This window comes from Paenarthrobacter nitroguajacolicus, from assembly GCF_051027655.1.
Taxonomy (GTDB): Bacteria; Actinomycetota; Actinomycetes; order Actinomycetales; family Micrococcaceae; genus Arthrobacter; species Arthrobacter nitroguajacolicus.
On the sequence record NZ_CP073234.1, the window covers coordinates 4324458 to 4346351 of the forward strand.

General features: G+C 62.9%; 21 protein-coding genes. 11 read left to right on the forward strand and 10 right to left on the reverse strand.

All coding sequences use genetic code 11. The annotated features are described in order from the left end of the window. The first annotated feature begins 93 nt into the window (after positions 1-93). Positions 94-705, forward strand: a complete 612-nt coding sequence (locus KCX59_RS20360) for a TetR/AcrR family transcriptional regulator (RefSeq protein ID WP_179016746.1) — start codon at positions 94-96, stop codon at positions 703-705. 27 nt (positions 706-732) lie between these two features. On the opposite strand, the gene gluQRS is transcribed toward KCX59_RS20360, so the two are convergent. Next, the gene (gene gluQRS / locus KCX59_RS20365) at positions 733-1620 is read right to left on the reverse strand and encodes a tRNA glutamyl-Q(34) synthetase GluQRS (RefSeq protein ID WP_179016747.1); all 888 of its coding nucleotides are present in this window, start codon (positions 1618-1620) and stop codon (positions 733-735) included. A 360-nt stretch (positions 1621-1980) separates the two neighbouring features. Here gluQRS and KCX59_RS20370 point away from each other — a divergent pair, with 360 nt between their 5' ends. Beyond that, positions 1981-2439 (forward strand): Lrp/AsnC family transcriptional regulator, encoded by a 459-nt coding sequence (locus tag KCX59_RS20370; protein WP_024818488.1) that lies wholly within the window; start codon positions 1981-1983, stop codon positions 2437-2439. A 6-nt stretch (positions 2440-2445) separates the two neighbouring features. On the opposite strand, the gene KCX59_RS20375 is transcribed toward KCX59_RS20370, so the two are convergent. Next, positions 2446-2901, reverse strand: coding sequence for an Lrp/AsnC family transcriptional regulator (locus KCX59_RS20375; protein WP_179016748.1), 456 nt, complete (start codon positions 2899-2901; stop codon positions 2446-2448). 103 nt (positions 2902-3004) lie between these two features. Between KCX59_RS20375 and KCX59_RS20380 the strand changes: the two genes are divergently transcribed. Further along, complete coding sequence (locus KCX59_RS20380; RefSeq protein WP_091463573.1) at positions 3005-3661, forward strand: LysE family translocator; 657 nt, start codon at positions 3005-3007, stop codon at positions 3659-3661. Between the two features lie 11 nt (positions 3662-3672). Here KCX59_RS20380 and KCX59_RS20385 read toward each other — a convergent pair whose 3' ends face one another. The 3 genes from KCX59_RS20385 to KCX59_RS20395 all read right to left on the reverse strand — a co-directional run bounded on the left by KCX59_RS20385 (position 3673) and on the right by KCX59_RS20395 (position 5600). Next, a complete protein-coding gene (locus KCX59_RS20385) occupies positions 3673-4140 on the reverse strand; it encodes an SRPBCC family protein (RefSeq protein ID WP_178993522.1) in 468 nt (155 codons plus the stop codon). Next, the gene (locus tag KCX59_RS20390; RefSeq protein WP_178993523.1) at positions 4137-4523 is read right to left on the reverse strand and encodes an ArsR/SmtB family transcription factor; all 387 of its coding nucleotides are present in this window, start codon (positions 4521-4523) and stop codon (positions 4137-4139) included. The genes KCX59_RS20385 and KCX59_RS20390 overlap by 4 nt, the downstream gene beginning before the upstream one ends. A gap of 105 nt (positions 4524-4628) precedes the next feature. Further along, positions 4629-5600, reverse strand: a complete 972-nt coding sequence (locus KCX59_RS20395; RefSeq protein WP_179016749.1) for a hypothetical protein — start codon at positions 5598-5600, stop codon at positions 4629-4631. A gap of 156 nt (positions 5601-5756) precedes the next feature. Here KCX59_RS20395 and KCX59_RS20400 point away from each other — a divergent pair, with 156 nt between their 5' ends. Continuing rightward, complete coding sequence (locus KCX59_RS20400; protein WP_091463589.1) at positions 5757-6236, forward strand: DUF4383 domain-containing protein; 480 nt, start codon at positions 5757-5759, stop codon at positions 6234-6236. Between the two features lie 166 nt (positions 6237-6402). Here the strand turns inward: KCX59_RS20400 and KCX59_RS20405 are convergent, their stop codons facing one another. From KCX59_RS20405 to KCX59_RS20420, 4 genes are all read right to left on the reverse strand, one after another. Next, positions 6403-7218, reverse strand: coding sequence for an IclR family transcriptional regulator (locus KCX59_RS20405; protein ID WP_179016750.1), 816 nt, complete (start codon positions 7216-7218; stop codon positions 6403-6405). A gap of 71 nt (positions 7219-7289) precedes the next feature. Next, entirely contained in the window at positions 7290-8546 is a 1257-nt protein-coding gene (locus KCX59_RS20410; protein WP_179016751.1) for an aminopeptidase P family protein, read from the reverse strand. A gap of 28 nt (positions 8547-8574) precedes the next feature. After that, positions 8575-9933: an MFS transporter gene (locus KCX59_RS20415; RefSeq protein ID WP_179016752.1), complete on the reverse strand. Its 1359-nt coding sequence runs from the start codon at positions 9931-9933 to the stop codon at positions 8575-8577. Positions 9934-10511: 578 nt separating this feature from the next. Then, a complete protein-coding gene (locus tag KCX59_RS20420) occupies positions 10512-11183 on the reverse strand; it encodes a GntR family transcriptional regulator (RefSeq protein WP_091463598.1) in 672 nt (223 codons plus the stop codon). A gap of 150 nt (positions 11184-11333) precedes the next feature. Between KCX59_RS20420 and glyA the strand changes: the two genes are divergently transcribed. From glyA to purU, 7 genes are read left to right on the forward strand one after another with little or no spacing between them, the layout of a single operon-like run. After that, positions 11334-12716: a serine hydroxymethyltransferase gene (glyA, locus tag KCX59_RS20425; protein ID WP_218648889.1), complete on the forward strand. Its 1383-nt coding sequence runs from the start codon at positions 11334-11336 to the stop codon at positions 12714-12716. Beyond that, positions 12713-13933: a sarcosine oxidase subunit beta family protein gene (locus KCX59_RS20430; protein ID WP_178993528.1), complete on the forward strand. Its 1221-nt coding sequence runs from the start codon at positions 12713-12715 to the stop codon at positions 13931-13933. Before glyA ends, KCX59_RS20430 begins: the two co-directional genes overlap by 4 nt. 21 nt (positions 13934-13954) lie before the next feature. Beyond that, positions 13955-14392: a sarcosine oxidase subunit delta gene (locus KCX59_RS20435; RefSeq protein ID WP_179016753.1), complete on the forward strand. Its 438-nt coding sequence runs from the start codon at positions 13955-13957 to the stop codon at positions 14390-14392. 2 nt (positions 14393-14394) lie between these two features. Continuing rightward, positions 14395-17340: a sarcosine oxidase subunit alpha family protein gene (locus KCX59_RS20440; protein WP_179016754.1), complete on the forward strand. Its 2946-nt coding sequence runs from the start codon at positions 14395-14397 to the stop codon at positions 17338-17340. After that, positions 17333-17971: a sarcosine oxidase subunit gamma gene (locus KCX59_RS20445; protein WP_179016755.1), complete on the forward strand. Its 639-nt coding sequence runs from the start codon at positions 17333-17335 to the stop codon at positions 17969-17971. The genes KCX59_RS20440 and KCX59_RS20445 overlap by 8 nt, the downstream gene beginning before the upstream one ends. After that, positions 17971-19362: an L-serine ammonia-lyase gene (locus tag KCX59_RS20450; protein WP_091463615.1), complete on the forward strand. Its 1392-nt coding sequence runs from the start codon at positions 17971-17973 to the stop codon at positions 19360-19362. Before KCX59_RS20445 ends, KCX59_RS20450 begins: the two co-directional genes overlap by 1 nt. A 2-nt stretch (positions 19363-19364) precedes the next feature. Continuing rightward, a complete protein-coding gene (gene purU / locus KCX59_RS20455; RefSeq protein WP_091463620.1) occupies positions 19365-20264 on the forward strand; it encodes a formyltetrahydrofolate deformylase in 900 nt (299 codons plus the stop codon). Positions 20265-20357: 93 nt separating this feature from the next. On the opposite strand, the gene KCX59_RS20460 is transcribed toward purU, so the two are convergent. After that, complete coding sequence (locus tag KCX59_RS20460; protein WP_179016756.1) at positions 20358-21833, reverse strand: PucR family transcriptional regulator; 1476 nt, start codon at positions 21831-21833, stop codon at positions 20358-20360. Positions 21834-21894: the final 61 nt, after the last annotated feature.

Consider the following 21894-nt stretch of genomic DNA (forward strand, 5'->3'; position numbering starts at 1 on the left):
AATCAATTGAGTCGGAGACTAATGTAGTCGCTGTCTACATGGTAGGCAGTGTCTACTTTGTTGTCAATGACTACATTGGCATAGAATGTAGTCATGACTGACCAGCCCTACCACCATGGCAAACTCCGGGAAGCACTCTTGGGCCGCGCCATGGAAACCATCGAAGAAGCTGGCGTGGACGGGCTCTCCTTGCGGCAACTGGCCCGTGATGTGAAAGTCAGCCACGGCGCGCCGGCCAAGCACTTCCGCGACAAGCAAGCCCTGGTCGACGCCGTGGCACTGGCCGGCTTTGAGTCGATGAACCGCCGCATCCTCGACGCCGCCCAGTCAGGCGAAGACCTCCGGGAGCGTTTCGTCAGTGTTGGGAAGGCCTACGTGGACTTCGCGGTTGATCACCCCGCCCTGCTGACGGTGATGTACTCCACCAAGCACCATCCCGATTCCAGCGAAGAGCTGCGAAGCACCGGCGTGCAAGGCATCCACGTTGCCCGGGCAATGATTGCCGAGGCACAGCAAGCCGGCGTCCTGGCCGCCGGTGACCCCGAAACCCTGGCCATGGTGTGCTTTGTGAGCCTTCATGGCACGGCCCTTCTCGCCGCCGGCGGGCAGCTGGACGGGAATTCAGTGGAGTACGTGGTCACCGCTACCACCGACACGTTGTGGGCGGGAATGGCGGCCGGAGTCCCGGCAGCGCAGCTCAACTAAGCTGCACTTGCCCTGCGCGGTGCAAGTTCAGGCCCGGGGAGTTTTCCACACCCAAGGCGTCTTCGGCACGTGACGAGGAGTGAAGTGCGGCAGGGCCGCCTGCAGGGTTCCCGCTGGCAATCCAAGGGACTCCAGTAGTAGGTCACGCACACGTTCTGCAGGAATTCCGACGGCGGCGAGGTCGCCCAGCGTGACGGCCCCGTCGCGCTTCGCCAGCCTCACGCCGTCGTGATTAACAACCAACGGAACGTGGGCGTATTCAGGGATCGGCAACCCCAGCAGCGTCGCCAAATAGGCCTGCCGCGGCGTGGATGGGAGGAGGTCATCGCCGCGCACAACTTGGTCGATTCCCTGCTGGGCGTCGTCAACCACCACCGCGAGATTGTAGGCGGTCACGCCGTCGTTGCGGCGAAGCACAAAGTCGTCCACGACGCCCGCATATTTACCGCGCAACTGGTCCTCAACAGCCCACTCCGAAACCTCCGCCCGTAAGCGCACGGAGGCGGGACGCGTGGCGCGCCGGATCTCACGTTCGGCATGGGAAAGCCGTCGGCACGTTCCCGGATAAGCGCCCTGCGGAGCATGCGGCGCGGAGGGGGCCTCCTGGATTTCCCTTCGCGTGCAGAAGCATTCATAGGTCCGGCCATCGGCCGCCAGACGCGCAATCGCTTCGTCATACAGCGCCGCGCGTTCAGTCTGGCGAACGACGGCGGCGTCCCAACTGACGCCGACGGCCCGCAGATCGCGGAGCTGCTCCGCCTCAGCGCCGGAGCGGGCGCGGTCCAGATCCTCAACTCTCAGCAGGAAATCGCGGCCAGTGGACTTCGCGAACAGCCAAGCAAGAACCGCGGTCCTCAGGTTGCCTACGTGCAGTTCGCCGGAGGGGCTCGGGGCGAAGCGGCCAGCAGCAGTCATGATCCAAGCCTATTCGCCGGACAGGGGAGGCTAAGACCGCGCCAGGCAACACAAGAGCCCCTCAGCTACCGCAACGATCCGGTAGCTCAGGGGCTCTTGCTGTGGCGCCCCAGTGTAGGGACGGGTGCAGAATGACAATGCTGTGAACAAGAGTCAATCAGCGGCTGCTTCCTTGCGGGAAACCTGTGCAGGGCTCCGGGTGATGTTCCGGGTTCCTGATGCCTGCGGGGTTTGGCGGTAGCCGCGACCTGCTTCGTTGTCACCATTTCAGCAGAAGGCATACAGTTGGTGCAACGGACATCATATTGATTGATCGATCTGACCAGTCTCAAGTGAAAAGCTCGACAGGAAGTGGTCACTTTGCAGGAACTCGACGCCACGGACCGTCGGATCCTCGCCGCCTTGGACGAAGATCCGCGCGTGCCCATCATGGTGCTGGCCCAGAAACTTCACCTCGCCCGGGGCACAGTTCAGTCGCGCCTCGAGCGAATGACGGCGTCCGGGGCCCTCCGCCCCAACAGCAGTCGCGTCTTGCCCTCGGCCTTGGGACGTGGCGTGGCTGCCGCCGTCAGTGCCGAGCTCGACCAAAGCCACCTCAACGAAGCTATTGCTGCCCTGCGGGAGATACCCGAAGTTCTCGAATGCCATGCTCCCGCCGGCGATACCGACCTCATCATCAGGGTGGTAGCCAAAAGCCCGGACGACCTGTACCGGGTATCCGAGGAAATCCGGCTGTGCCCAGGGATCGTGCGCACGTCCACCAGCATGTTCCTCCGCGAAGTGATTCCCTACCGGACCACTGGACTACTGGCGGAGTAGGGCTCCTCAGACCGGCGGTCCTATGTTGGTTTTCAGATTCTTCATCACCAGGGTTGACGTGAGGCGCTCCACGGCGGGAAGTGCCGCGAGTTCGTCGTCGTAGAAGCGCTGATACGCTGGCAGGTCCGCGGCAATGACCTTGAGCAGGTAATCAGGGGATCCGAAGAGCCGCTGAGCCTCCACAATGTTGGGGCTGGCAGTCACACGCTCTTCGAACTCCGCCATGATGGTGCGCTCCACCTGCTTGAGCGTGACAAAAACTATCGCTTCAAAGCCCAGGCCCACCGCGGCAGGATCGATGTCTGCGCGGTAGCCACGGATCACCCCTGAGGACTCCAAATCGCGGAGCCTCCGATGACATGGAGCCACGGTCAAACCCACCTTGGAAGCAAGGGCTGTGGCAGTCATCCGGCCGTCCTCTTTGAGGTGGCGCACAATAGTTCTATCAATCCCGTCGATCACGCAAGTATCTTACCGAAAACCGCTCCGTCCGGGCTAAAAATGGGAACACTTATGGGCCTACTTTCCCTAGAGTTTTCCTACCACCTAGCCTGGGAGAGAAAACTTGAATCCGCAGCTGTTCCTCGCCTTCATGCTCGTCGCCGTCAGCTTGGCGTGCACACCGGGCGTCGACTGGGCGTACTCGATTTCGGCGGGCCTCCGTCAGCGCAGCTTCGTCCCTGCCGTCGCCGGCTTATGCAGTGGCTACGTCATCCACACTTTGCTGATGGCTGCAGGACTGGCCGCCCTCTTGGCTGGAGTTCCAGGACTATTGGGATGGCTGACCATCGCGGGGGCCGCCTACCTGCTCTGGCTCGGCATCGCTACCCTCCGCACGTGGCGAGGTGCCAGCTTTAGTGCGGAAGGCGGCGTCGTGCAGTCCGGAAACCAGCTCCGCACCTTCCTTCAGGGCATGGGCACCAGCGGCATCAACCCCAAGGGCCTGCTCTTCTTCGTGGCGCTGGTGCCGCAGTTCGTCAGCCCCGAGGCAGCACTGCCTGTTCCGGTCCAGTCGGGCTTGCTGGGCCTGACGTTCGTAATCCTCGCCGGGCTGGTTTACACCGCCGTCGCATTGACTTCCAGGAAGCTGCTGGCCTCCCGGCCCGGCGCCGCCCGGGTAGTGACCCTGGTCAGCGGAGTCATCATGATCGGACTTGGGACAGTGCTGCTGTCAGAGCAACTTCTGTCGCTTCTGCCGCAGTTCCAGGCTGCAAGCAGCTAAGCGATAAGCGGCTAGGCGGCGAGCAGTTCGTCCAGCCGCTCGTATCCTTCGATCACGCCGTAGTCCATCCCTGTAGCCAGGGCCATGTCGCGTGCTTCAACCGAGGGGTAGACCTCGTGCGCCGACATCCTGGTCCTGCCGTCGATTTCCTCGAACATGGTGGTGCTGATGACCACCTGGTTCGGCGCTCCTTCGAACTCGATTGTCTGGATGATCAACGCGTCGGCCTCGACCGTGTGGAACACGCCGCGGAATCCGTACATCCCGCTATCGTCGCCGCTTTCGTACCGCCAGCTTCCGCCGGTGGTGGCGTTGTATTCGGTAATCTTCGTGACCGTGCTGCGCGGGCCCAGCCATTTAGCCAAGAGGTCCGGATCAACGTGGGCTTTGAAAACTGCACTGACCGGGGCATCGAATTCGCGGACTGTATCAACGAACGGGACGCCACTATCAGCGGTGATTGTTGTTGGATTGCTCATTTGAGTTCCTCTTTCTTCTTTGCTGGCGTGTTCTCTTGTTCATGGTGGGAGATGCCGACACCCAGCAACTCGTCCAACTGGCGGAAGCGTGACTCGGCGATCAGTCTGTACTGGTCAATCCAAGCCGTCAGTCGCTCCAAGGCTGCTGCATCCAAATGAACCGGCCGGCGCTGGGCGTCGCGGGAACGGGTGACCAAACCGGCATGCTCCAGGACTTGAATGTGTTTCGAAACTGCCTGTTTGGTGATGGCGAAGGGTTCGGCCAGCTCATTGACAGTGGCATCTCCCCGCGACAGCCGGGCTACCATGGCCCGCCTCACCGGATCTGCCAACGCCATGAAGGCCCTGTCCAGGGACTCCGACCCCAGGGCATCTTGTTCCATCTCCGCTTCAACCCTTTCTTCAACCAAAGCTAGTCAACTGAATCGTTGATCAACTGATTGGTTGATTAAGAGAATACGCCTCTCCCAAGTACGGCACAAGGGTTTTTATTCGCCGCCCAGCTGCCTGAAGTCGTTCTCCCAGAGACGCCGCATCTCAGCGTCCTTGCGGATGACTTCCAAGGTCTCAAGCTCGGCGGGCGGGGCTGGCCGCTTGGAGCGCGGAGTGAGGGTGCGGCGGCCTTGGTCAAGCGCGAGCAACGCCCTGTCGGTCAAGGCATCATTCTTCAAGGCCAGGTTGGTTTTCCGACGCCGGAGGACTTCCTTCAAGGCAACCTGGGCCGATTCGAAGTCGCCCCTTGCCCGCTGCGACCGCGCCCGCATCAACAACAGCGCGGCCGACAGGTCATCCGTGTTCAGCAAACCTTCGGTCCACAGCACCACGTCGCGGTGGCGCTCCAGGGAATACGCCGCCGTGCAACGCGCCAATGCAGAAGGCAACGACGGCGGCAAAGTCACCACCGCTTCCAAGGCCGCCTCGATCATCCCCATTTCCCGGAGACAATGGGACAACGCCAGAAACACGGCTTCCTCACTGAACAGGACCGGAACTTCGATGCGTTCGGCTACCTCGACTTTCGTGACCACCTGCCCAAGGTACGTAGCCGAGAACTGGCTGGCGTCGTCGTCGATCCTTGTTGTTAAACCGCGCTGCAACAGTTCGGAAGCCCTCAGGAATCCGCCATGCTTGTAGGTGAGCAGCCCCGCCATGACGTGGCATAAGCCGGCCCAGCCCGGATATGTGCGGCCGAAAGCAAGGAGCCGGTCGGGCTCCGTGGAAGTGAACACGGCCTCATGCATGGCCTTCGCCGTCTTGGAGGACAGCATCCTGAGCCTAGGGACGTTCCCCACCACGGACAACCTCGCGTGGTCGCGGCCGCTGAGGACCCCGGAAAGCACGTCATTGACGCCGTCGGCCAGGCCACGCACCGGCGTGCGGACGTACCCCTCGCGGAAAGGCGTGAGATCGCGGGTGTCATGGAAGATCGTGTGCACACGTCCGTTGGGAGCTTGGCTCATAAATCCATGCTAACCGCCGCTGAACTGGGCCCATCCACTGCTATCGGAGGCATTTCAGGAGTATTATGGCGGCGTCGGCAAGGTTTTGCCACACCCCTTGCCGCAGGTCGGCTCTCCATGAGAAGAGCCGGGTAACAGCGTGAAAGGGAGGACTTGATGACCACCGCTTCGCACCCCGCCGAACACCACCACATGATGGGGTTGACGCTTCGCAACACCGCCATGGGCGTTGGCATTGTATTTCTGCTGGTAGGCATCCTGGGCTTCATCCCGGGAATCACCACCAATTTCGGCGCCATGACCTTTGCGGGACATGAATCCGGCGCCATGCTGCTTGGAATCTTCCAAGTGTCCATACTCCACAACATCGTTCACCTGCTGTTTGGCGTGGCCGGCTTGGCCATGGCAAGGAATGCACGCATGGCTCGCCTGTTCCTCCTGGGCGGCGGCGCCGTGTACATCGTTCTTTGGATCTATGGCCTGGTCATCAACCAGGAAACAGCTGCCAACTTCGTCCCGTTCAATACGGCTGACAACTGGCTGCACCTGATCCTCGGCATTGCCATGATCGGGCTGGGCGCCTGGCTGGGCAGGGATGCCATGGACGAAACAACCACAGCACGACGGAAGATGTAGACCTTCCGCACGGCTTGTAAATCAACGACGGCGGCTGTCCCCATGCGGGAACGGCCGCCGTTTTGGTCCCGCCGAGATGCCATTTAATGACAATGTTCGCGCTCGTGATGGTCATCTGCTGCCATCTCGGCGGAGGGTTTCGAGGGCTCGACGACGGGCTGCCCGGCTACATCGGGGCGCGGCCACCCAGGCGCGTGGTTACTTTGGCCGCAGCTGCGGCACAGGCTTCACCGAGGCTGTCCAGGGTGTCCTGCGAAACGCGGAATTTCGGCGCGGGGATCAGGACGGACGCCACAATGTCGCCACGGTGGTCATAAACGGGCGAGGCCACACCCACTTCTTCAATAGAGGTCTCCCCGAAGTTCACTGCCCAGCCGCGCTTCAAGGACTCCCCGATCCGCTCGAAGTACCCCTCAATTGCGTCCTCGTCCAGACCAGGGAGGGTAATCGAGCCGCTGCGCAACAGTTGACGCACCCGATCTTCGTTCTCCGCGCCAAGGAACACCTGCACCGACGAACTGAGGGCCTCGTTGTATCGCGCCCCCAACGGAGCGAGGTGTTTGACCTGATGCCGGCTGGGAATCTGTTCCACGCACATGGATTCGTTACCGTTCCACACCATGAGCGCACTCGTCTCCCCTGTGCGCTCAGTGAGTTCGCGCAGCACGGGGTAGGCGACGCGGCGTTCTTCGAGTTCCGCCAGGAGTGGACCCGCCATGGCGATCATTCCCAGCCCCAAGCGGAACCTGCGCGAATCGACGTCGCGCTCTACAAGGTTTTCCTGTTCCAGCGTCGCGAGGATTCGGGAGACCGTGCTCTTGTGCAGGCCAACGCGGCCCGCGATTTCGGTGACTCCCAGGAGCGGCTCGTCGGCGCTGAAGCTCCTCAACACGGCGATGGCGTTGACGATGACGGAGGTACTTTTGCTGTCGCCACTGCCGTTGCTGTTATCTGGAGCGTCGTTGGATTCCGAGGGAGTCATGGGTTCACTATATTTCGCTTGGGCAGGCGCACCGGCCGGTGGACACCACGCTGTGCCCACCGGCCGGGTCACTAGGCTCCGATGATGTTGTACTCGGGGCCGAACGGGAACTTGGTGATGTTCTCTGCCCCGTCAGCTCCAACCACCAGGATGTCGTGCTCGCGGTAGCCGCCGGCGCCCGGCTGGCCGTCCAGGACCGTGATCATCGGTTCCATGGATACCACCATGCCCGGCTCCAGAACGGTGTCGATGTCCTCGCGCAGTTCCAGGCCCGCTTCGCGTCCGTAGTAGTGGCTCAGCACGCCGAACGAGTGGCCGTAGCCGAAGGTGCGGTTGGCCAGCAGTCCGTGGCTGACGTAGATCTCGTTCAGCTCGGCGGCGATGTCTTTGCAGACCGCGCCGGGCTTGATGAGTTCCAGCCCGCGCTTGTGGACCTCCACATTGATGTTCCACAGCTCCAGGGAGCGGGCATCCGGTTCGCCGTAAAACAGGGTGCGCTCCAGGGCGGTGTAGTAGCCACTGGTCATGGGGAAGCAATTCAGGGACAGGATGTCGTGTTCCTGAATCTTGCGCGTGGTGGCCCAGTTGTGGGCGCCGTCAGTGTTGATGCCGGACTGGAACCAAACCCACGTGTCACGGATTTCAGAGTCCGGGAACGTTCGGGCGATCTCGTGGACCATTGCTTCAGTGCCGATCAAGGCAACCTCATACTCGGTGATCCCGGCTGTGATGGCGTTGCGGATGGCCTCGCCGCCGAGGTCACCAATGCGGGCACCATGCTTGATGACCGCAATTTCCTCGTCAGACTTGATCATGCGCTGACGCATCGCAGCCTGCGCGACGTCCACCAGCGTGGCTCCTGAGAAGGCTGCCTGGATCTTGTTGCGGTTGTCCAGCGGCAGCGAGTCATCTTCGACGCCGATGCGGCGCGGGTTGATACCGCGAGTACGCAGCACTTCCTGGATGGCGTGGATGTAGTTGTCCCGGCGCCAGTCCGTGTACACCAGGTTGTCGCCGTAGCTGCGGCGCCAAGGCATACCGGCGTCGATATTCGCCGTAATGGTGACGGTGTCTTCCGCGGTGACCACCATGCCGTAGGAGCGGCCGAAGTAGGTGAAGAGGAAGTCCGAGTAGTACTTGATGGAGTGGTAGCTGGTGAGGATGACGGCGTCGAGGTCCTTCTCGGCCATGATGCTGCGGAGGCCGCTGAGGCGGCGCTCAAACTCCGCGTCGGAGAAGGTCAGCGAAACCTTTTCGCCGTTGTTGAGGACCTTGGTGCGCTCAAGCTTGGCGACATCAATGACGGCCTCGTTCTGGGTGATGGTCATGGTGGTTCCTTTCAATGGGTGGGTTGAACTAGTCCTGCAGCAGGGGCTTCTTGGAAGTCTCCGTGGCGAACAGGACTGCGATGAGGGAAACTATGGCGGCGGCCACGAGGTACCAGCCGGGTGCCAGCTTGCTGGCGGTCATGCCGATCAGGAGGGTGGCCATGAACGGCGCGGTGCCGCCGAACAAGGCGTTGGAGAGGTTGAAGCTGACGGCGAAGCCCGTGTACCGGACCTTCGTGGGGAAGAGTTCGGCCAGGAAACTGGGCAGGGTGCCGTCGTTGAGCGTGAGCATGCCGCCCAGAAGGATCTGAACCAACACGATCACCAGGAAGTTGCGGGTGTCCAGGAGCATGAACGCTGGCACCGTGAGCAGGATGAACAGGACCGACGCGGTGATCAGCATGCGCTTGCGGCCGAACTTGTCCGAGGCGATGCCCGTCAGAAAGATGAAGCCGATGTAGCTGGCCAGGGCAATGGTGGTGGCGAGGAACGACTCCGTGGCGCCGAAGCCCAGCTCCTCCGACAAATACGTGGGCATATAGCTGAGGATCACGTAGAAGCCCACCGCGTTGAGCAGCACCGCGCCCGTGGCGATAACGAGTTGCTTCCGGTACGTCTTGAACATGGCCAACGCGGGAGCCTTGACGCCGTCGTCCTTCTCGGCCAGTTCACGGAACGCCGGAGTGTCCTCCAGTTTGGTCCGGATGTACCGTCCGATCAGGCCCATGGGCGCTGCGAGCAGGAACGGCAACCGCCAGCCCCACTCGTTGAGCTGCTCCGCGGTAAGTACTGACGTCAGCAGGGCGGCAAGCAAGGATCCCAGCAGCAGTCCCGCTGCGGTACTGGCAGGCACGACGGCGGCATACAGTCCGCGGCGATTCGCCGGCGCATATTCCACCAGGAAGGCGGACGCCCCTGCGTACTCGCCGGCCGCGGAGAATCCTTGGACAACTCTTACGAGCAGGAGCAGAATCGGCGCCATTACACCGATGGTGGCGTAGCCCGGTATCAGTGCGATGCAGAACGTGGCCACTGACATCAACACGATCGAGAGCGAGAGCGCCTGCTTTCGGCCGAGTCGATCGCCAATATGGCCCCAGATGAAACCACCAAGGGGCCGCACGAAGAAGCTGATGGCGAAGACGCCGAAGGTTGCCAGGAGGGCTGTCTGCCGGTCTGACTCCGGGAAGAAGACAGTTGAGATGATGCCGGCCAGGTAGCCGTAAACGGCGTAGTCGAACCACTCAACAAAGTTGCCGATGAAGCTGGCGGTGACCACTCGCCTTCGAGTGTCTTTGCTGACTGTGTTGTTGGGGCTGAGGGTGTGGTTTGAGCCGGAGGCGGGTGAAATACCTTGCTCGGCTGCCACAGAGGATTCATTGCTCATGTGTCCACCAAAATCATTGGGGTTGCATTCAACGCAACGCTGTTGCACCAGAGTATGTGTGAGCGACGCCACGGTCAAGGGTTGGATGTAGAGATTTTTGAGGTTGATAATGCAGGACTGGACATTTGGATGCGCGATGCGGCTGTTGCACTCGTTGCATTTAAGTTGCATTCAAAGCATCTCAACCCCCCCTCGACGCTCTCTCGCGTCCCCACCCCTTCACTCGAACGCTCTCTCACTCTTTGAAGAAAGTTCGCCGTCGGTGGGCAACGGCAGCATCGACGCCACAGCCCAAATGGGCCCACGGGCGATTGCGGCAGCACCCCAAAGCACCAAAAAGGGGAGAAGGGTTGGGCTCAAACCCGCGGGACATGAGAGAGCGACCCGCCCAAACCCGCGGGAAGTGAGAGAGGGTCGGGAGGGGTGGGGTTATCCGGCAGCGCGCGTCTAAGCGAGGAACGAGCGAGCGCGCAGAGGATGACCCCACCCCCGGAGGCGCACGCCACAGGATGACCCCACCCCCGGAGGCGCACGCCACAGGATGACCCGGCCGTCGAACGACGGACGGGCAAGCGGCCTTAGAGGACCTTGCGGATCGTCTCTTCGAAGCTGACTACGTGGTGCAGGGCGAGCTCAGCGGCGCGGTCTTCGTCGCCGTCGGCTATGGCAGTGAGGAGGTCGGCATGCTCGGAGATGTGGCCGGAAACGGAGGGCATTTTCTCAAGCATGTGGCACCAGATTCGGGTGGCCAGGTTGTCATAGCGAATGAGGACGTCTTCGAGGTGGGCATTGGCGGAGGCTTTGTAGATGAGCCGGTGCACTTGGATGTCGTACCGCATGAGTTCCTGGGAGGAATTGTCCTGGCCTTCAAGATCACGGATTGCAGCAGCGACGGCGCGGAGCTCCGAACGCATGGCGGGACTTGCCATGCGGGCAGCTTTCCGGGAGGCGAGGGGCTCCAGGAGTTCGCGGATCTCGGAGACTTCGGCGAGCTGGGTAATGTCCACGCCGGTGGCGAACGTGCCGCGCCTCGGATAGGAGACCACCAGGTGGTCGCTTTCAAGTCGCTTGATGGCTTCCCGGACTGGAGTGCGCCCGATCCCCAGTTCGGCGGCGATTTGGCCGTCGTTGATGGGGTCGCCGGGTTTGACGTCCAGCATGATGAGCCTGTCGCGCAGCAGCAGGTAGGCGTTCTCCGCCAGGGATGTTCCCTGCGGAGCTGATTCCAGTGCTTCCAATGCAGCGCTCATTGCTCTCTCCCGTCGTCGTACTTCAGTCTGCTGGATGAGTTACCGCAGACCTGTTGACGACCATGTGATCTTCAACATACTATGGCAATAGTTCTAATATATCAGTTGCCTAACAGTCGGCCACTAGACAAGCTTTTGAAGGAGAACACCATGGTTGAACCGCTGATCCGCCCGCTCGCCCAGGCGGACCCGGAGGTCGATCAGGCGATCGCCCAGGAACTCATCCGCCAGCAGTCCACGCTGGAAATGATCGCCTCCGAGAACTTCGCCCCAACGGCCGTCATGGAAGCCCAGGGATCGGTTCTGACCAACAAGTACGCCGAGGGCTACCCGGGCAAGCGCTACTACGGCGGCTGCGAACACGTTGATGTGATCGAGCAGCTGGCGATTGACCGCTTGAAGTCCCTGTTCGGCGCAGAATTCGCCAACGTCCAGCCGCACTCCGGCGCACAGGCAAACGCCTCGGCCATGCACGCGCTGATCACCCCGGGCGACACCATCATGGGCCTGAACCTCGCCCACGGCGGACACCTGACCCACGGCATGCGCATCAACTTCTCGGGCAAGCTGTACAAGGTTGTCCCCTACGGCGTCCGCGAGGACACCCACACCGTGGACATGGCAGAAGTTGAACGCCTCGCCCTCGAGAGCAAGCCGCAGCTGATCGTCGCCGGCTGGTCCGCGTACTCCCGCCAGCTGGACTTCGCCGAATTCCGCCGCATCGCGGACCTGGTGGGCGCCTACCTCATGGTGGACATGGCCCACTTCGCGGGTCTCGTCGCCGCAGGTCTCCACCCCAGCCCGGTGCCGCACGCCCACATCGTCACCAGCACAACCCACAAGACCCTTGGTGGCCCTCGCGGTGGCGTGATTCTCACCAACGACGCCGACATCGCCAAGAAGGTGAACTCCGCCGTCTTCCCCGGCCAGCAAGGTGGTCCGCTGGAGCACGTCATCGCCGCCAAGGCGGTTGCCTTCAAGATGGCCGCCGAGCCGGAATTCCAGGAACGCCAGGTCCGCGTCCTCGAGGGTTCAAAGATCCTTGCGCAGCGGCTTCTCCAAGACGACGTAGCTGCAGCCGGCATCTCGGTTGTCAGCGGCGGAACAGACGTCCACCTGGTCCTCGCCGATCTCCGCCACTCCGTCCTCAACGGCCAGCAGGCCGAGGACACCCTGCACCGCATCGGCATCACGGTCAACCGCAACGCTGTCCCGTTCGACCCCCGTCCTCCGATGGTTTCATCCGGTCTGCGCATCGGTACCCCGGCCCTCGCCGCACGGGGCTTCAAGGCTGAGGACTTCACCGAAGTTTCGGACATCATTGCGACGGCGTTGATCGCCGCAGCGAACAGCGGCACCCAGGCAGGAACTGAAACAGGCACCGAAGCTGACGTCACCCTGGACGACGCCACCGCCGTCGAGCTTCGCCGCCGCGTGACGGCGCTGGCGGAGAAGTTCCCGCTCTACCCCCACCTGAACAACAACGGCAATGGCGCCGGAACCGAAGCAGAACTGATTGGAGCAGCCCAGTGAGTGCAGACCACCTCCCCGAACACCCGGACTTCCTCTGGCGCAACCCGGAACCGAAGAAGAGCTACGACGCCGTTATTGTGGGCGGCGGCGGGCACGGCCTGGCCACCGCGTACTTCCTGGCGAAGAACCACGGCATGACCAACATCGCCATCCTGGAAAAGGGCTGGCTGGCCGGTGGAAACATGGCCCGCAACACCACCATCATCCGCTCCAACTACCTCTGGGACGAGAGCGCCGCCATTTATGAGCACGCCCTCAAGCTCTGGGAGATCCTCCCGGAAGAGCTGGAATACGACTTCCTGTTCAGCCAGCGTGGCGTCATGAACCTGGCCCACACGCTGGGCGATGTCCGCGAGAGTGTCCGCCGCGTAGGTGCCAACAGGCTCAACGGCGTAGACGCAGAATGGCTGGACCCGCAGCAGGTCAAGGAACTCTGCCCCATCCTGAACATCAGCGACAACATCCGCTACCCCGTCATGGGCGCCACCTACCAGCCGCGCGCAGGCATCGCCAAGCACGACCACGTGGCCTGGGCCTTCGCCCGCAAATGCGATGAACTCGGCGTCGACATCATCCAGAACTGTGAAGTCACCGGCTTCATCAAGGACGGCAACCGGGTCACCGGCGTCAAGACCAGCCGCGGCAATATCAACACCGAAAAGGTGGGCCTCTGCGCCGCTGGCCACAGCTCGGTACTGGCAGAAATGGCAGGCTTCCGGCTGCCGATCCAGTCGCACCCGCTCCAGGCCTTGGTGTCCGAACTGCACGAGCCGGTCCACCCCACGGTGGTCATGTCCAACCACGTGCATGTGTACGTCTCCCAGGCACACAAGGGCGAACTGGTGATGGGCGCCGGCGTGGACTCCTACAACGGCTACGGCCAGCGCGGTTCGTTCCACGTCATCGAGGAGCAGATGGCAGCAGCCGTGGAGCTCTTCCCGATCTTCGCAAGGGCCCACGTGCTCCGGACTTGGGGCGGCATTGTGGACACCACGTTGGATGCCTCGCCGATCGTTGGTCTTTCCCCGGTGGAGAACATGTTCGTCAACTGTGGTTGGGGAACGGGCGGCTTCAAGGGCACTCCTGCAGCGGGCCTGACCTTCGCGCACACCATTGCCACGGGCGAACCGCACAAGCTGAACAAGCCCTTCGCTTTGGAACGCTTCGAAACAGGCGCCTTGATCGACGAACACGGCGCCGCAGCCGTGGCCCACTAGCCAGGACAGGACAGGAAAGACATGCTCCTCATTTCATGCCCCAACTGCGGGCCCCGCGACGAAACCGAATTCCACTACGGCGGCCAGGCACACATCGCTTACCCGGAGAACCCCAACGACCTCACGGACCGCGAATGGGCTGAGTACCTGTTCTACCGGGAGAACACCAAGGGCACCTTCGCCGAGCGCTGGGTCCACAGCACCGGCTGCCGCCAGTGGTTCAACATGCTCCGCGACACCGTGAGCTACGAAATCCACTCCATCTACGCAATGGGCCAGCCCCGTCCCGAGCTCGCAAAGAGCACGGCGGCAGGAACAGGCGGAAGCCCGAAGAACGGACCGGCCCAGCCGGGCGAGTTCACCCAAAGCGGGGACTTCGGCCAGGCCGGCGGACCAGGCCTCGCACCCGGCACCGCAACAACAGGCGCCACAGCACCCACCTCCTCGGAAGGAGTCTAGAAGTGACCAGCAAGAACGCACGCCTCGCCACCGGCGGACGCATTGATCGCAGCATCTCTTGGCGCTTCACCGTGGACGGTCAGGAATTCACTGGTCACCCGGGCGACACCATCGCATCGGCGCTGCTGGCCAACGGCCACATCAACGCCGGCAACTCACTCTATGAGGACCGACCCCGCGGCATCATGGCGGCCGGCGTGGAAGAGTCCAACGCCTTGGTCAAGATCGCTCCCCGCTTCCGCGGACATGTCGCCGAGTCCATGCTTCCCGCCACCGCAGTGTCCTTGGTGGACGGCATGAACATTGAGCTCCTGTCCGGCCTGGGCAAACTGGATCCCAACGAGGACAAGGCCGAGTACGACAAGAAGTACGTCCACACCGACGTCCTGGTGGTCGGCGGCGGTATCGCCGGCCTGGCTGCAGCACGCGAAGCAGTCCGCACCGGCGCCCGCGTCATCCTGATCGACGACCAGCCCGAACTTGGCGGCGCACTGCTCTCCGGTTCCACCGCCCCGGAATTGGCCGAACAGATCGAAGGCAAGCCGGCCCTGGAATGGGTTGCCGACGTGGAAGCCGAGCTGGTTTCCGCCGGCGAATGCACGGTGCTGAACCGCACCACCGCATTCGGCTCCTATGACTCCAACTACTTCATTGCAGCCCAGAACCGCACGGACCACTTGAGCGTTCCGGCAGCTTCGGGTGTCTCCCGCCAGCGTATTTGGCACATCCGTGCCAAGCAGGTTGTCCTGGCACCGGGCGCCCACGAGCGTCCCCTGGTGTTCGAGAACAATGACCGTCCGGGGATCATGCTCGCCTCGGCCGCCCGCACCTACCTGAACCGTTACGCCGTGGCAGCCGGTTCGCGAGTGGTCATCAGCACCACCAACGACTCCGCTTACGCTCTTGCCTCGGACCTGAAGGCGGCAGGCGTGGCGGTTGCCGCCGTCGTCGATGCCCGTCCGCAGATCAGCGCGAAGGCTGCCGCCGCCGTCGAGTCCGGTATCCGGGTCCTCATCGGCAGTGCCGTGGCTGACACTTCCGCTGACGGAAACGGCCGCCTGGATGGCGTCACCATCCGCAGTATCAACGACGACGGCGAACTCACCTCGGGCGTCGAACAGCTGGCTGCCGACCTGCTTGCAGTTTCCGGCGGCTGGAGCCCGGTGGTTCACCTCCACAGCCAGCGCCAGGGCAAGCTGCGTTGGGATGACGAGCTCGCAGCGTTCATTCCCACCGCTCCTGTAAGGGACCAGCACGTTGTGGGCGCAGGCCGTGGCAGCTTCGAACTCCAGGATTGCCTGGCAGAGGGCATCTCGGCGGGAGCAGCAGCGTCCATCGCGGCCGGTTTCGAATCCGCCACCACTCCCGTAGAGCTGCAGGCACCCGTGGCCAGCGCACCGAGCCGCCAGCTCTGGCTGGTTCCTGGCCAGACCGGCGAACCGGGCGAGTGGCACCATCACTTCGTCGACTTCCAGCGCGACCAGTCCGTGGCCGATGTCCTCCGCTCCACTGGAGCAGGCATGCGGTCCGTGGAACACGTCAAGCGGTACACCTCCATCAGCACGGCCAACGATCAGGGCAAGACGTCCGGCGTCAACGCGATCGGCGTCATCGCCGCAGCGTTGAAGTTCGGCGGAGCCGAGAACATTCCGGGCGTCGGTGAGATCGGAACCACCGCTTACCGTGCTCCCTTCACGCCCGTGGCTTTCGCAGCATTGGCCGGCCGCCAGCGAGGCGAGCTGTTTGATCCCGCCCGAGTGACCTCCATCCACCCGTGGCACGTTGCCCAAGGCGCACTGTTCGAAGACGTTGGACAATGGAAGCGCCCTTGGTACTACCCGCAGGCCGGGGAAGACATGGACACGGCTGTCCTGCGCGAATGCGCCGCCGTCCGCGATTCCGTGGGCTTCATGGACGCCACCACGCTGGGCAAGATCGAAATCCGTGGCAAGGATGCCGGCGAATTCCTGAACCGCGTGTACACCAACGCGTTCAAGAAGCTCGCACCGGGGTCCGCCCGCTACGGTGTCATGTGCACCCCGGACGGCATGATCTTCGACGACGGCGTGACTCTCCGCCTGGACGATGACCGCTACTTCATGACCACCACCACCGGCGGCGCAGCCAAGGTGCTGGACTGGCTGGAAGAGTGGCACCAGACGGAGTGGCCGGACCTCGATGTGGTCTGCACGTCCGTCACGGAACAGTGGAGCACCATCGCCGTTGTTGGCCCGAAGTCCCGCGCCGTGATCGCCAAGGTTGCTCCCCAGCTAGCCGAAAACGGTGGCCTGGATGCTGAAGCCTTCCCGTTCATGACATTCCGCGAGACCACGCTGGCCTCCGGAGTGCAGGCTCGTGTTTGCCGCATCTCCTTCTCCGGCGAACTGGCGTACGAAATCAACATCCCGTCCTGGTATGGGCTCAACACGTGGGAAGCCGTCGCTGCCGCAGGCGCCGAGTTCAACATCACCCCTTACGGCACTGAAACCATGCACGTTCTCCGCGCCGAGAAGGGCTACCCGATTGTCGGGCAGGATACCGATGGCACGGTCACACCGCAGGACGCCGGCATGGACTGGATCGTTTCCAAGGCCAAGGACTTCATCGGCAAGCGCTCCTACCTCCGCCAGGACGCAAGCCGTGAGGACCGCAAGCACCTGGTCAGCGTGCTTCCCGTGGACCACTCGCTGAGGTTGCCGGAAGGCACGCAACTCGTGGAAAAGGGCATTCCGGTCAACCCGGCTTATGGACCCGTTCCCATGGAGGGCTTCGTGACCTCCAGCTACCACAGCGCCGCATTGGGCCGTTCCTTCGCCCTGGCACTCATTCAAAACGGCCGCAACCGCATCGGCGAGACCCTGGTGGCCTCGTTGGGAGACCAACTGGTGGACGTGGTTGTCGGCGAAACCGTACTTTTCGATGCTGAAGGGACCCGCAAAGATGGCTGAAACAGCAACACCATCAGAAACAGTCAACCGCGTACGGGGCGCCCGCCGCAGCCCGGCCGAACACCTGGCTGAGGCCTTCACCTCCGGCTCCGTGCCGGGCACGGTGACGCTCACCGAAATCCCGTACCAGGCCATGGTGGGCATTCGGGTTGACCGAACGTCCGACGCCGGTGCCCGCGTTGCGTCCGTGACCGGCGGCTTGCCTGCCACTTGCGGTGACGTGGCGGGGACGGGTTCCGTGAACACCCTATGGCTGGGCCCCACCGAGTTCATGGTGGTGGCCCCGGAGGAAGCCCACGATTCGCTGGGCGGATCCTTGGTCAGCGATCTGACCACCGCCCTGGGCAATGACGCCGGCCAGGTGGTGGACTTGTCCGCCAACCGCACCACGTTCGAGCTCTCCGGTAGCCACGCCCGCGCAGTGCTGGAAAAGACCTGCGCATTAGACCTCCACCCTCGCGTCTTCAAGGCCGGCACCGCTGTCTCCACAGAGCTCGCGCACATTCCGGTGATGCTCTGGAAGACCTCGGACGATTCCTACCGGATCTTTCCCAGGGCCTCGTTTGCCGACTTCCTGGGACGCTGGCTCCTCGACGCCATGCGGGAGTACGCCTCACCAGAGGTCCCCTAATGGCACTAAGTGTGCTTGACCTGTTTTCTGTTGGCATCGGGCCGTCGTCTTCACACACGGTAGGCCCCATGCGTGCGGCAAAGCAGTTCACGGACGGTCTCGAATCGTCCGGCCAGCTCCCGGCTACGGTGCGCGTCCAGGCTGAGCTTTTCGGCTCCCTGGGCGCCACCGGCCGGGGCCACGGCTCAGACAAGGCTGTGGTACTGGGGCTGCAAGGCCACTCCCCGGAAACCGTGAATACCCACACCGCGGATGACCAGGTGGCAGCCGCAGCGCTCGACGCGGAACTTCGATTGGGCGGCAACCACCGGGTGGACTTCAACTGGGACGAGGACGTGGTCCTGCACCGCCGCAAGTCTTTGCCGGCACACCCCAACGGCATGACGTTCCGCGCTCTGGACCACACGGGCACCGTGCTGCGGGAACGCAGCTACTACTCCATTGGGGGCGGCTTCGTGGTGGACGGGGACGTCTCCGGAGCAGACAAAGTGGTAGCCGATGACACCGTCCTGCCCTACCCCTTCACCACTGCCGACGAACTGCTGGCCATCTGCCTCCGGGAAGGCAAGTCGATCTCGGACATCATGCTGGCCAACGAACTCGTATGGCGTTCTGAGGAAGAGCTCCGCGAACGGCTGCTGGGCATCTGGGCCGTCATGCAGGAATGCGTTGACAACGGCTGCTCTGCCGAGGGAATCCTGCCGGGAGGCCTGAAGGTCCGGCGACGGGCGCCGTCGTTGTTCAAGAAGCTCTCCGAAACTGACGCAGACCTGAACGGTGCGCACTCTGCCGATCCACTCCTCGCAATGGAATGGGTGAACCTGTTTGCCCTGGCTGTGAACGAGGAGAACGCCGCAGGCGGCAGGATCGTCACAGCACCCACCAATGGTGCCGCCGGAATTGTCCCGGCAGTGCTGCACTATTACACAAAGTTTGTTCCAGGAGCCAACGACGACGGTGTCGTGCGCTTCCTGCTGGCGGCGGCCGCCGTCGGAATCCTGTTCAAAATCAACGCGTCCATTTCAGGCGCCGAGGTGGGCTGCCAAGGTGAGGTGGGTTCCGCCTGCTCCATGGCCGCCGCCGGTCTCTGCGAAGTCCTTGGCGGAACGCCCGCACAAGTGGAGAATGCCGCCGAAGTGGGCATCGAGCACAATCTGGGCCTCACCTGCGATCCCGTGGGCGGGCTGGTGCAAATCCCTTGCATCGAGCGCAACGCGATCGCCAGCGTCAAGGCCATCAACGCCGCCCGCCTTGCCCTGCACGGCGACGGCAGCCACAAAGTGTCCCTGGACAAAGCCATCAAGACCATGCGCGAAACAGGCGCAGACATGAAATCCAAATACAAGGAGACCTCCCGTGGAGGCCTCGCCGTCAACGTAGTGGAGTGCTAGCCATGACTGCCATCCAAACTGAAACAACCGTCGATTCCTCTCCTGAAACCACGGTGGAGCACGTGCTCACCCTCGACTGTCCCGAAGGTCCCGGAATCGTTCACGCTGTGTCCGGCTTCCTGCTGGAACACGGCTGCGACATCATCGACAACAAGCAGTTCGGTGATCGCGCTGAGGGCCACTTCTTCATGCGGGTCCACTTCGCGTCGACCGGTGATGAATCCACTGTTGACGAGCTTCGTTCTGCGTTTTCTCCCGTTGGCGAGAAGTACGGCATGAACTGGCAACTGGAGCAACAGGGCTACAAGCGCCGCGTGCTGATCATGGTCTCCAAGTTCGGGCACTGCCTGAATGACCTCTTGTTCCGCGCACGGATCGGAGAGCTTCCCATCGATGTGGTGGGCGTCGTCTCCAACCACACGGACCACCAGGGTTTGGCGGAGTGGCACGGGATCCCGTTCTTCCATGTCCCTGTCACGGCTGCCACCAAGCCCGCGGCCGAGGGCCGCCTGCTGGAGATCATCGACGAACTGGACGTGGAACTCATTGTCCTGGCCCGGTACATGCAGGTGCTCAGCGACGATCTGGCACGAAAGCTGGATGGCCGCGCCATCAACATCCACCACTCGTTCCTGCCTAGCTTCAAGGGCGCCAAGCCCTACCACCAGGCGTACGCGCGTGGAGTGAAAACTGTGGGCGCCACCGCCCACTACGTCAACGGCGAGTTGGACGAAGGTCCCATCATCGCCCAGCAGGTAGTGGAAGTGGACCACACGTTCGGGCCGGACGATCTCGTAGCCGCCGGCCGGGACACCGAATGCAAGGCCCTCAGCAACGCCGTTCGCTGGCACTGCGAGGGGCGGATCATCCTGAATGGGAACAGGACGATCGTGCTGAAGTAGGGCCCTGCAAGCACCCATTTCGATGGTTCCTTGCGCAGACGCTGTTGCGAACGGCGGTGTGTGCAGGGAACCATCGAATTGGCGTTTAAGGACCTACAACCGAGCCAGTCGCGTTGCCAGATGCAGCGCAGCCAGCCGGCCGGTTCCCCGCGGATCCCCGCCACACAGTTCAAAGATCCGTTGGAGCCGGTGATGCAGGGACTGCCTTTCCAGGTGCAGTTCTCTCGCAGCCTGGGCAGTGTTGCACCCGGTATCCAGCCAGACGGCCAGGGTCCGCATCAGTTCGGACTTCTTCAAGCGATCATGCTCGACGACGGCACCCAGCTGCCGCTGTACGAACCCTTCACGCGTGGCCGGGTCCAGCGACTCTTGGGCAAGGAGCTCCACGGCCAGCGTGTCAGCGTCCACAACACCGCCGCCGCCCGAGGGCAAATCCAGCGCGCGACGCGCCTCAGCCAAGGACCACGGCGCATCTCCAATACCGCTCCCCAACGGCCCGACGGCTACCAAGGACCCGGCGGGAACGTCCAGCTGACGCAGTGATTCCATGAGCGCACGCCGGGTGGCCGCCCCATCCCCCGCCGCACCTCCGGCCAACGACGCGAGTGCGATCAGTTCCGCATTGTTGGCGTAGCTGGCGCTGTGCGGCACACCTTCTCGAAGCAGCGCGTCCACTGCCGGACGAAGATGCCCGGCGCCGGTTGACCGAATCACTACCGCCGCCACCGCGCCCTTGACTGGGAATCCCGAGGCCGGTCCGAGCTGCTGCAGCTGCCACTGCTGGGTCCCGGAATTGATGGCACGCATGAGCTCGATGCCCGCCAACTCCTTCAGCCCGGGCGGCATGCGTTGCAGCAACGCCAGCCCGAGGATGTCCACGGAACGTTCACCCGCCACCCGCGCGAGGCCGCCATCGCCGTCGTCGGGCATGTGCAGTTCAAGTCTCGCGGCGAGGACGCCGCGCACCGGCACATCCACCGTGGTGACGGTGCCACGGTCGTCGAACGATCCGGCGGCGCCCAGGGTGAGGCCCGACGGCGAGACGAGCCGGGCGCTGGCACCTGTCCTTTCGGATAAGACAGCCAGGAGTTGGTCGAGCCCGCCCCCGTGGGCAAGTTCAGCGGCCATCGCGTGGCTTGCCTGGTCACCGCGCTGAAGGTGCTCCACGGATTCGCTCACCAAGAGCGAATTGATCTCCTGCATGATTCCAACGAACGGGACCACCTGGCGTAGCTCTATGACCGGCAAGCCGGCGGTCTCGGCAACCCCCAGCATGCTCGCCGGAACTTCCGGCAGTGCCGGACCAGTCTCCAGGGCCAATGCCGCGATCCCTCGTGCTGCGAGTTCACGAACGTAGTGGGCCTGCCGCTCTCCAGTGACGCCGGCGAGAGCCTGGCCTCCACTCAGCAACAACTCGCCGCCACTGAGGAGCGGTGCGATGTCCAATACCTCGCTGGAGTGCACCCAACGGACGGGCCGGTTCAGCGCTTCCGGCACGTTATTAAGGAACCGGGGTTCTGCGGATATGAGACTTTGGTACTCCAAAGCCGCACCCAACTCTATGGACATGACACTCCGTATGGTTGCTCAGCATTTGCTTATACACATCGTATCTTGTTGCTGTGATGCG

Coding starts and splice junctions, on each gene's coding strand:
- KCX59_RS20360 (WP_179016746.1), top strand. CDS start 94: ATGACTGACCAGCCCTACCACCATGGCAAACTCCGGGAAGCACTCTTG.
- gluQRS (WP_179016747.1), bottom strand. CDS start 1,620: ATGACTGCTGCTGGCCGCTTCGCCCCGAGCCCCTCCGGCGAACTGCAC.
- KCX59_RS20385 (WP_178993522.1), bottom strand. CDS start 4,140: ATGAGCAATCCAACAACAATCACCGCTGATAGTGGCGTCCCGTTCGTT.
- KCX59_RS20390 (WP_178993523.1), bottom strand. CDS start 4,523: ATGGAACAAGATGCCCTGGGGTCGGAGTCCCTGGACAGGGCCTTCATG.
- KCX59_RS20395 (WP_179016749.1), bottom strand. CDS start 5,600: ATGAGCCAAGCTCCCAACGGACGTGTGCACACGATCTTCCATGACACC.
- KCX59_RS20400 (WP_091463589.1), top strand. CDS start 5,757: ATGACCACCGCTTCGCACCCCGCCGAACACCACCACATGATGGGGTTG.
- KCX59_RS20405 (WP_179016750.1), bottom strand. CDS start 7,218: ATGACTCCCTCGGAATCCAACGACGCTCCAGATAACAGCAACGGCAGT.
- KCX59_RS20410 (WP_179016751.1), bottom strand. CDS start 8,546: ATGACCATCACCCAGAACGAGGCCGTCATTGATGTCGCCAAGCTTGAG.
- KCX59_RS20415 (WP_179016752.1), bottom strand. CDS start 9,933: ATGAGCAATGAATCCTCTGTGGCAGCCGAGCAAGGTATTTCACCCGCC.
- KCX59_RS20420 (WP_091463598.1), bottom strand. CDS start 11,183: ATGAGCGCTGCATTGGAAGCACTGGAATCAGCTCCGCAGGGAACATCC.
- glyA (WP_218648889.1), top strand. CDS start 11,334: ATGGTTGAACCGCTGATCCGCCCGCTCGCCCAGGCGGACCCGGAGGTC.
- KCX59_RS20435 (WP_179016753.1), top strand. CDS start 13,955: ATGCTCCTCATTTCATGCCCCAACTGCGGGCCCCGCGACGAAACCGAA.
- KCX59_RS20445 (WP_179016755.1), top strand. CDS start 17,333: ATGGCTGAAACAGCAACACCATCAGAAACAGTCAACCGCGTACGGGGC.
- KCX59_RS20450 (WP_091463615.1), top strand. CDS start 17,971: ATGGCACTAAGTGTGCTTGACCTGTTTTCTGTTGGCATCGGGCCGTCG.
- purU (WP_091463620.1), top strand. CDS start 19,365: ATGACTGCCATCCAAACTGAAACAACCGTCGATTCCTCTCCTGAAACC.
- KCX59_RS20460 (WP_179016756.1), bottom strand. CDS start 21,833: ATGTCCATAGAGTTGGGTGCGGCTTTGGAGTACCAAAGTCTCATATCC.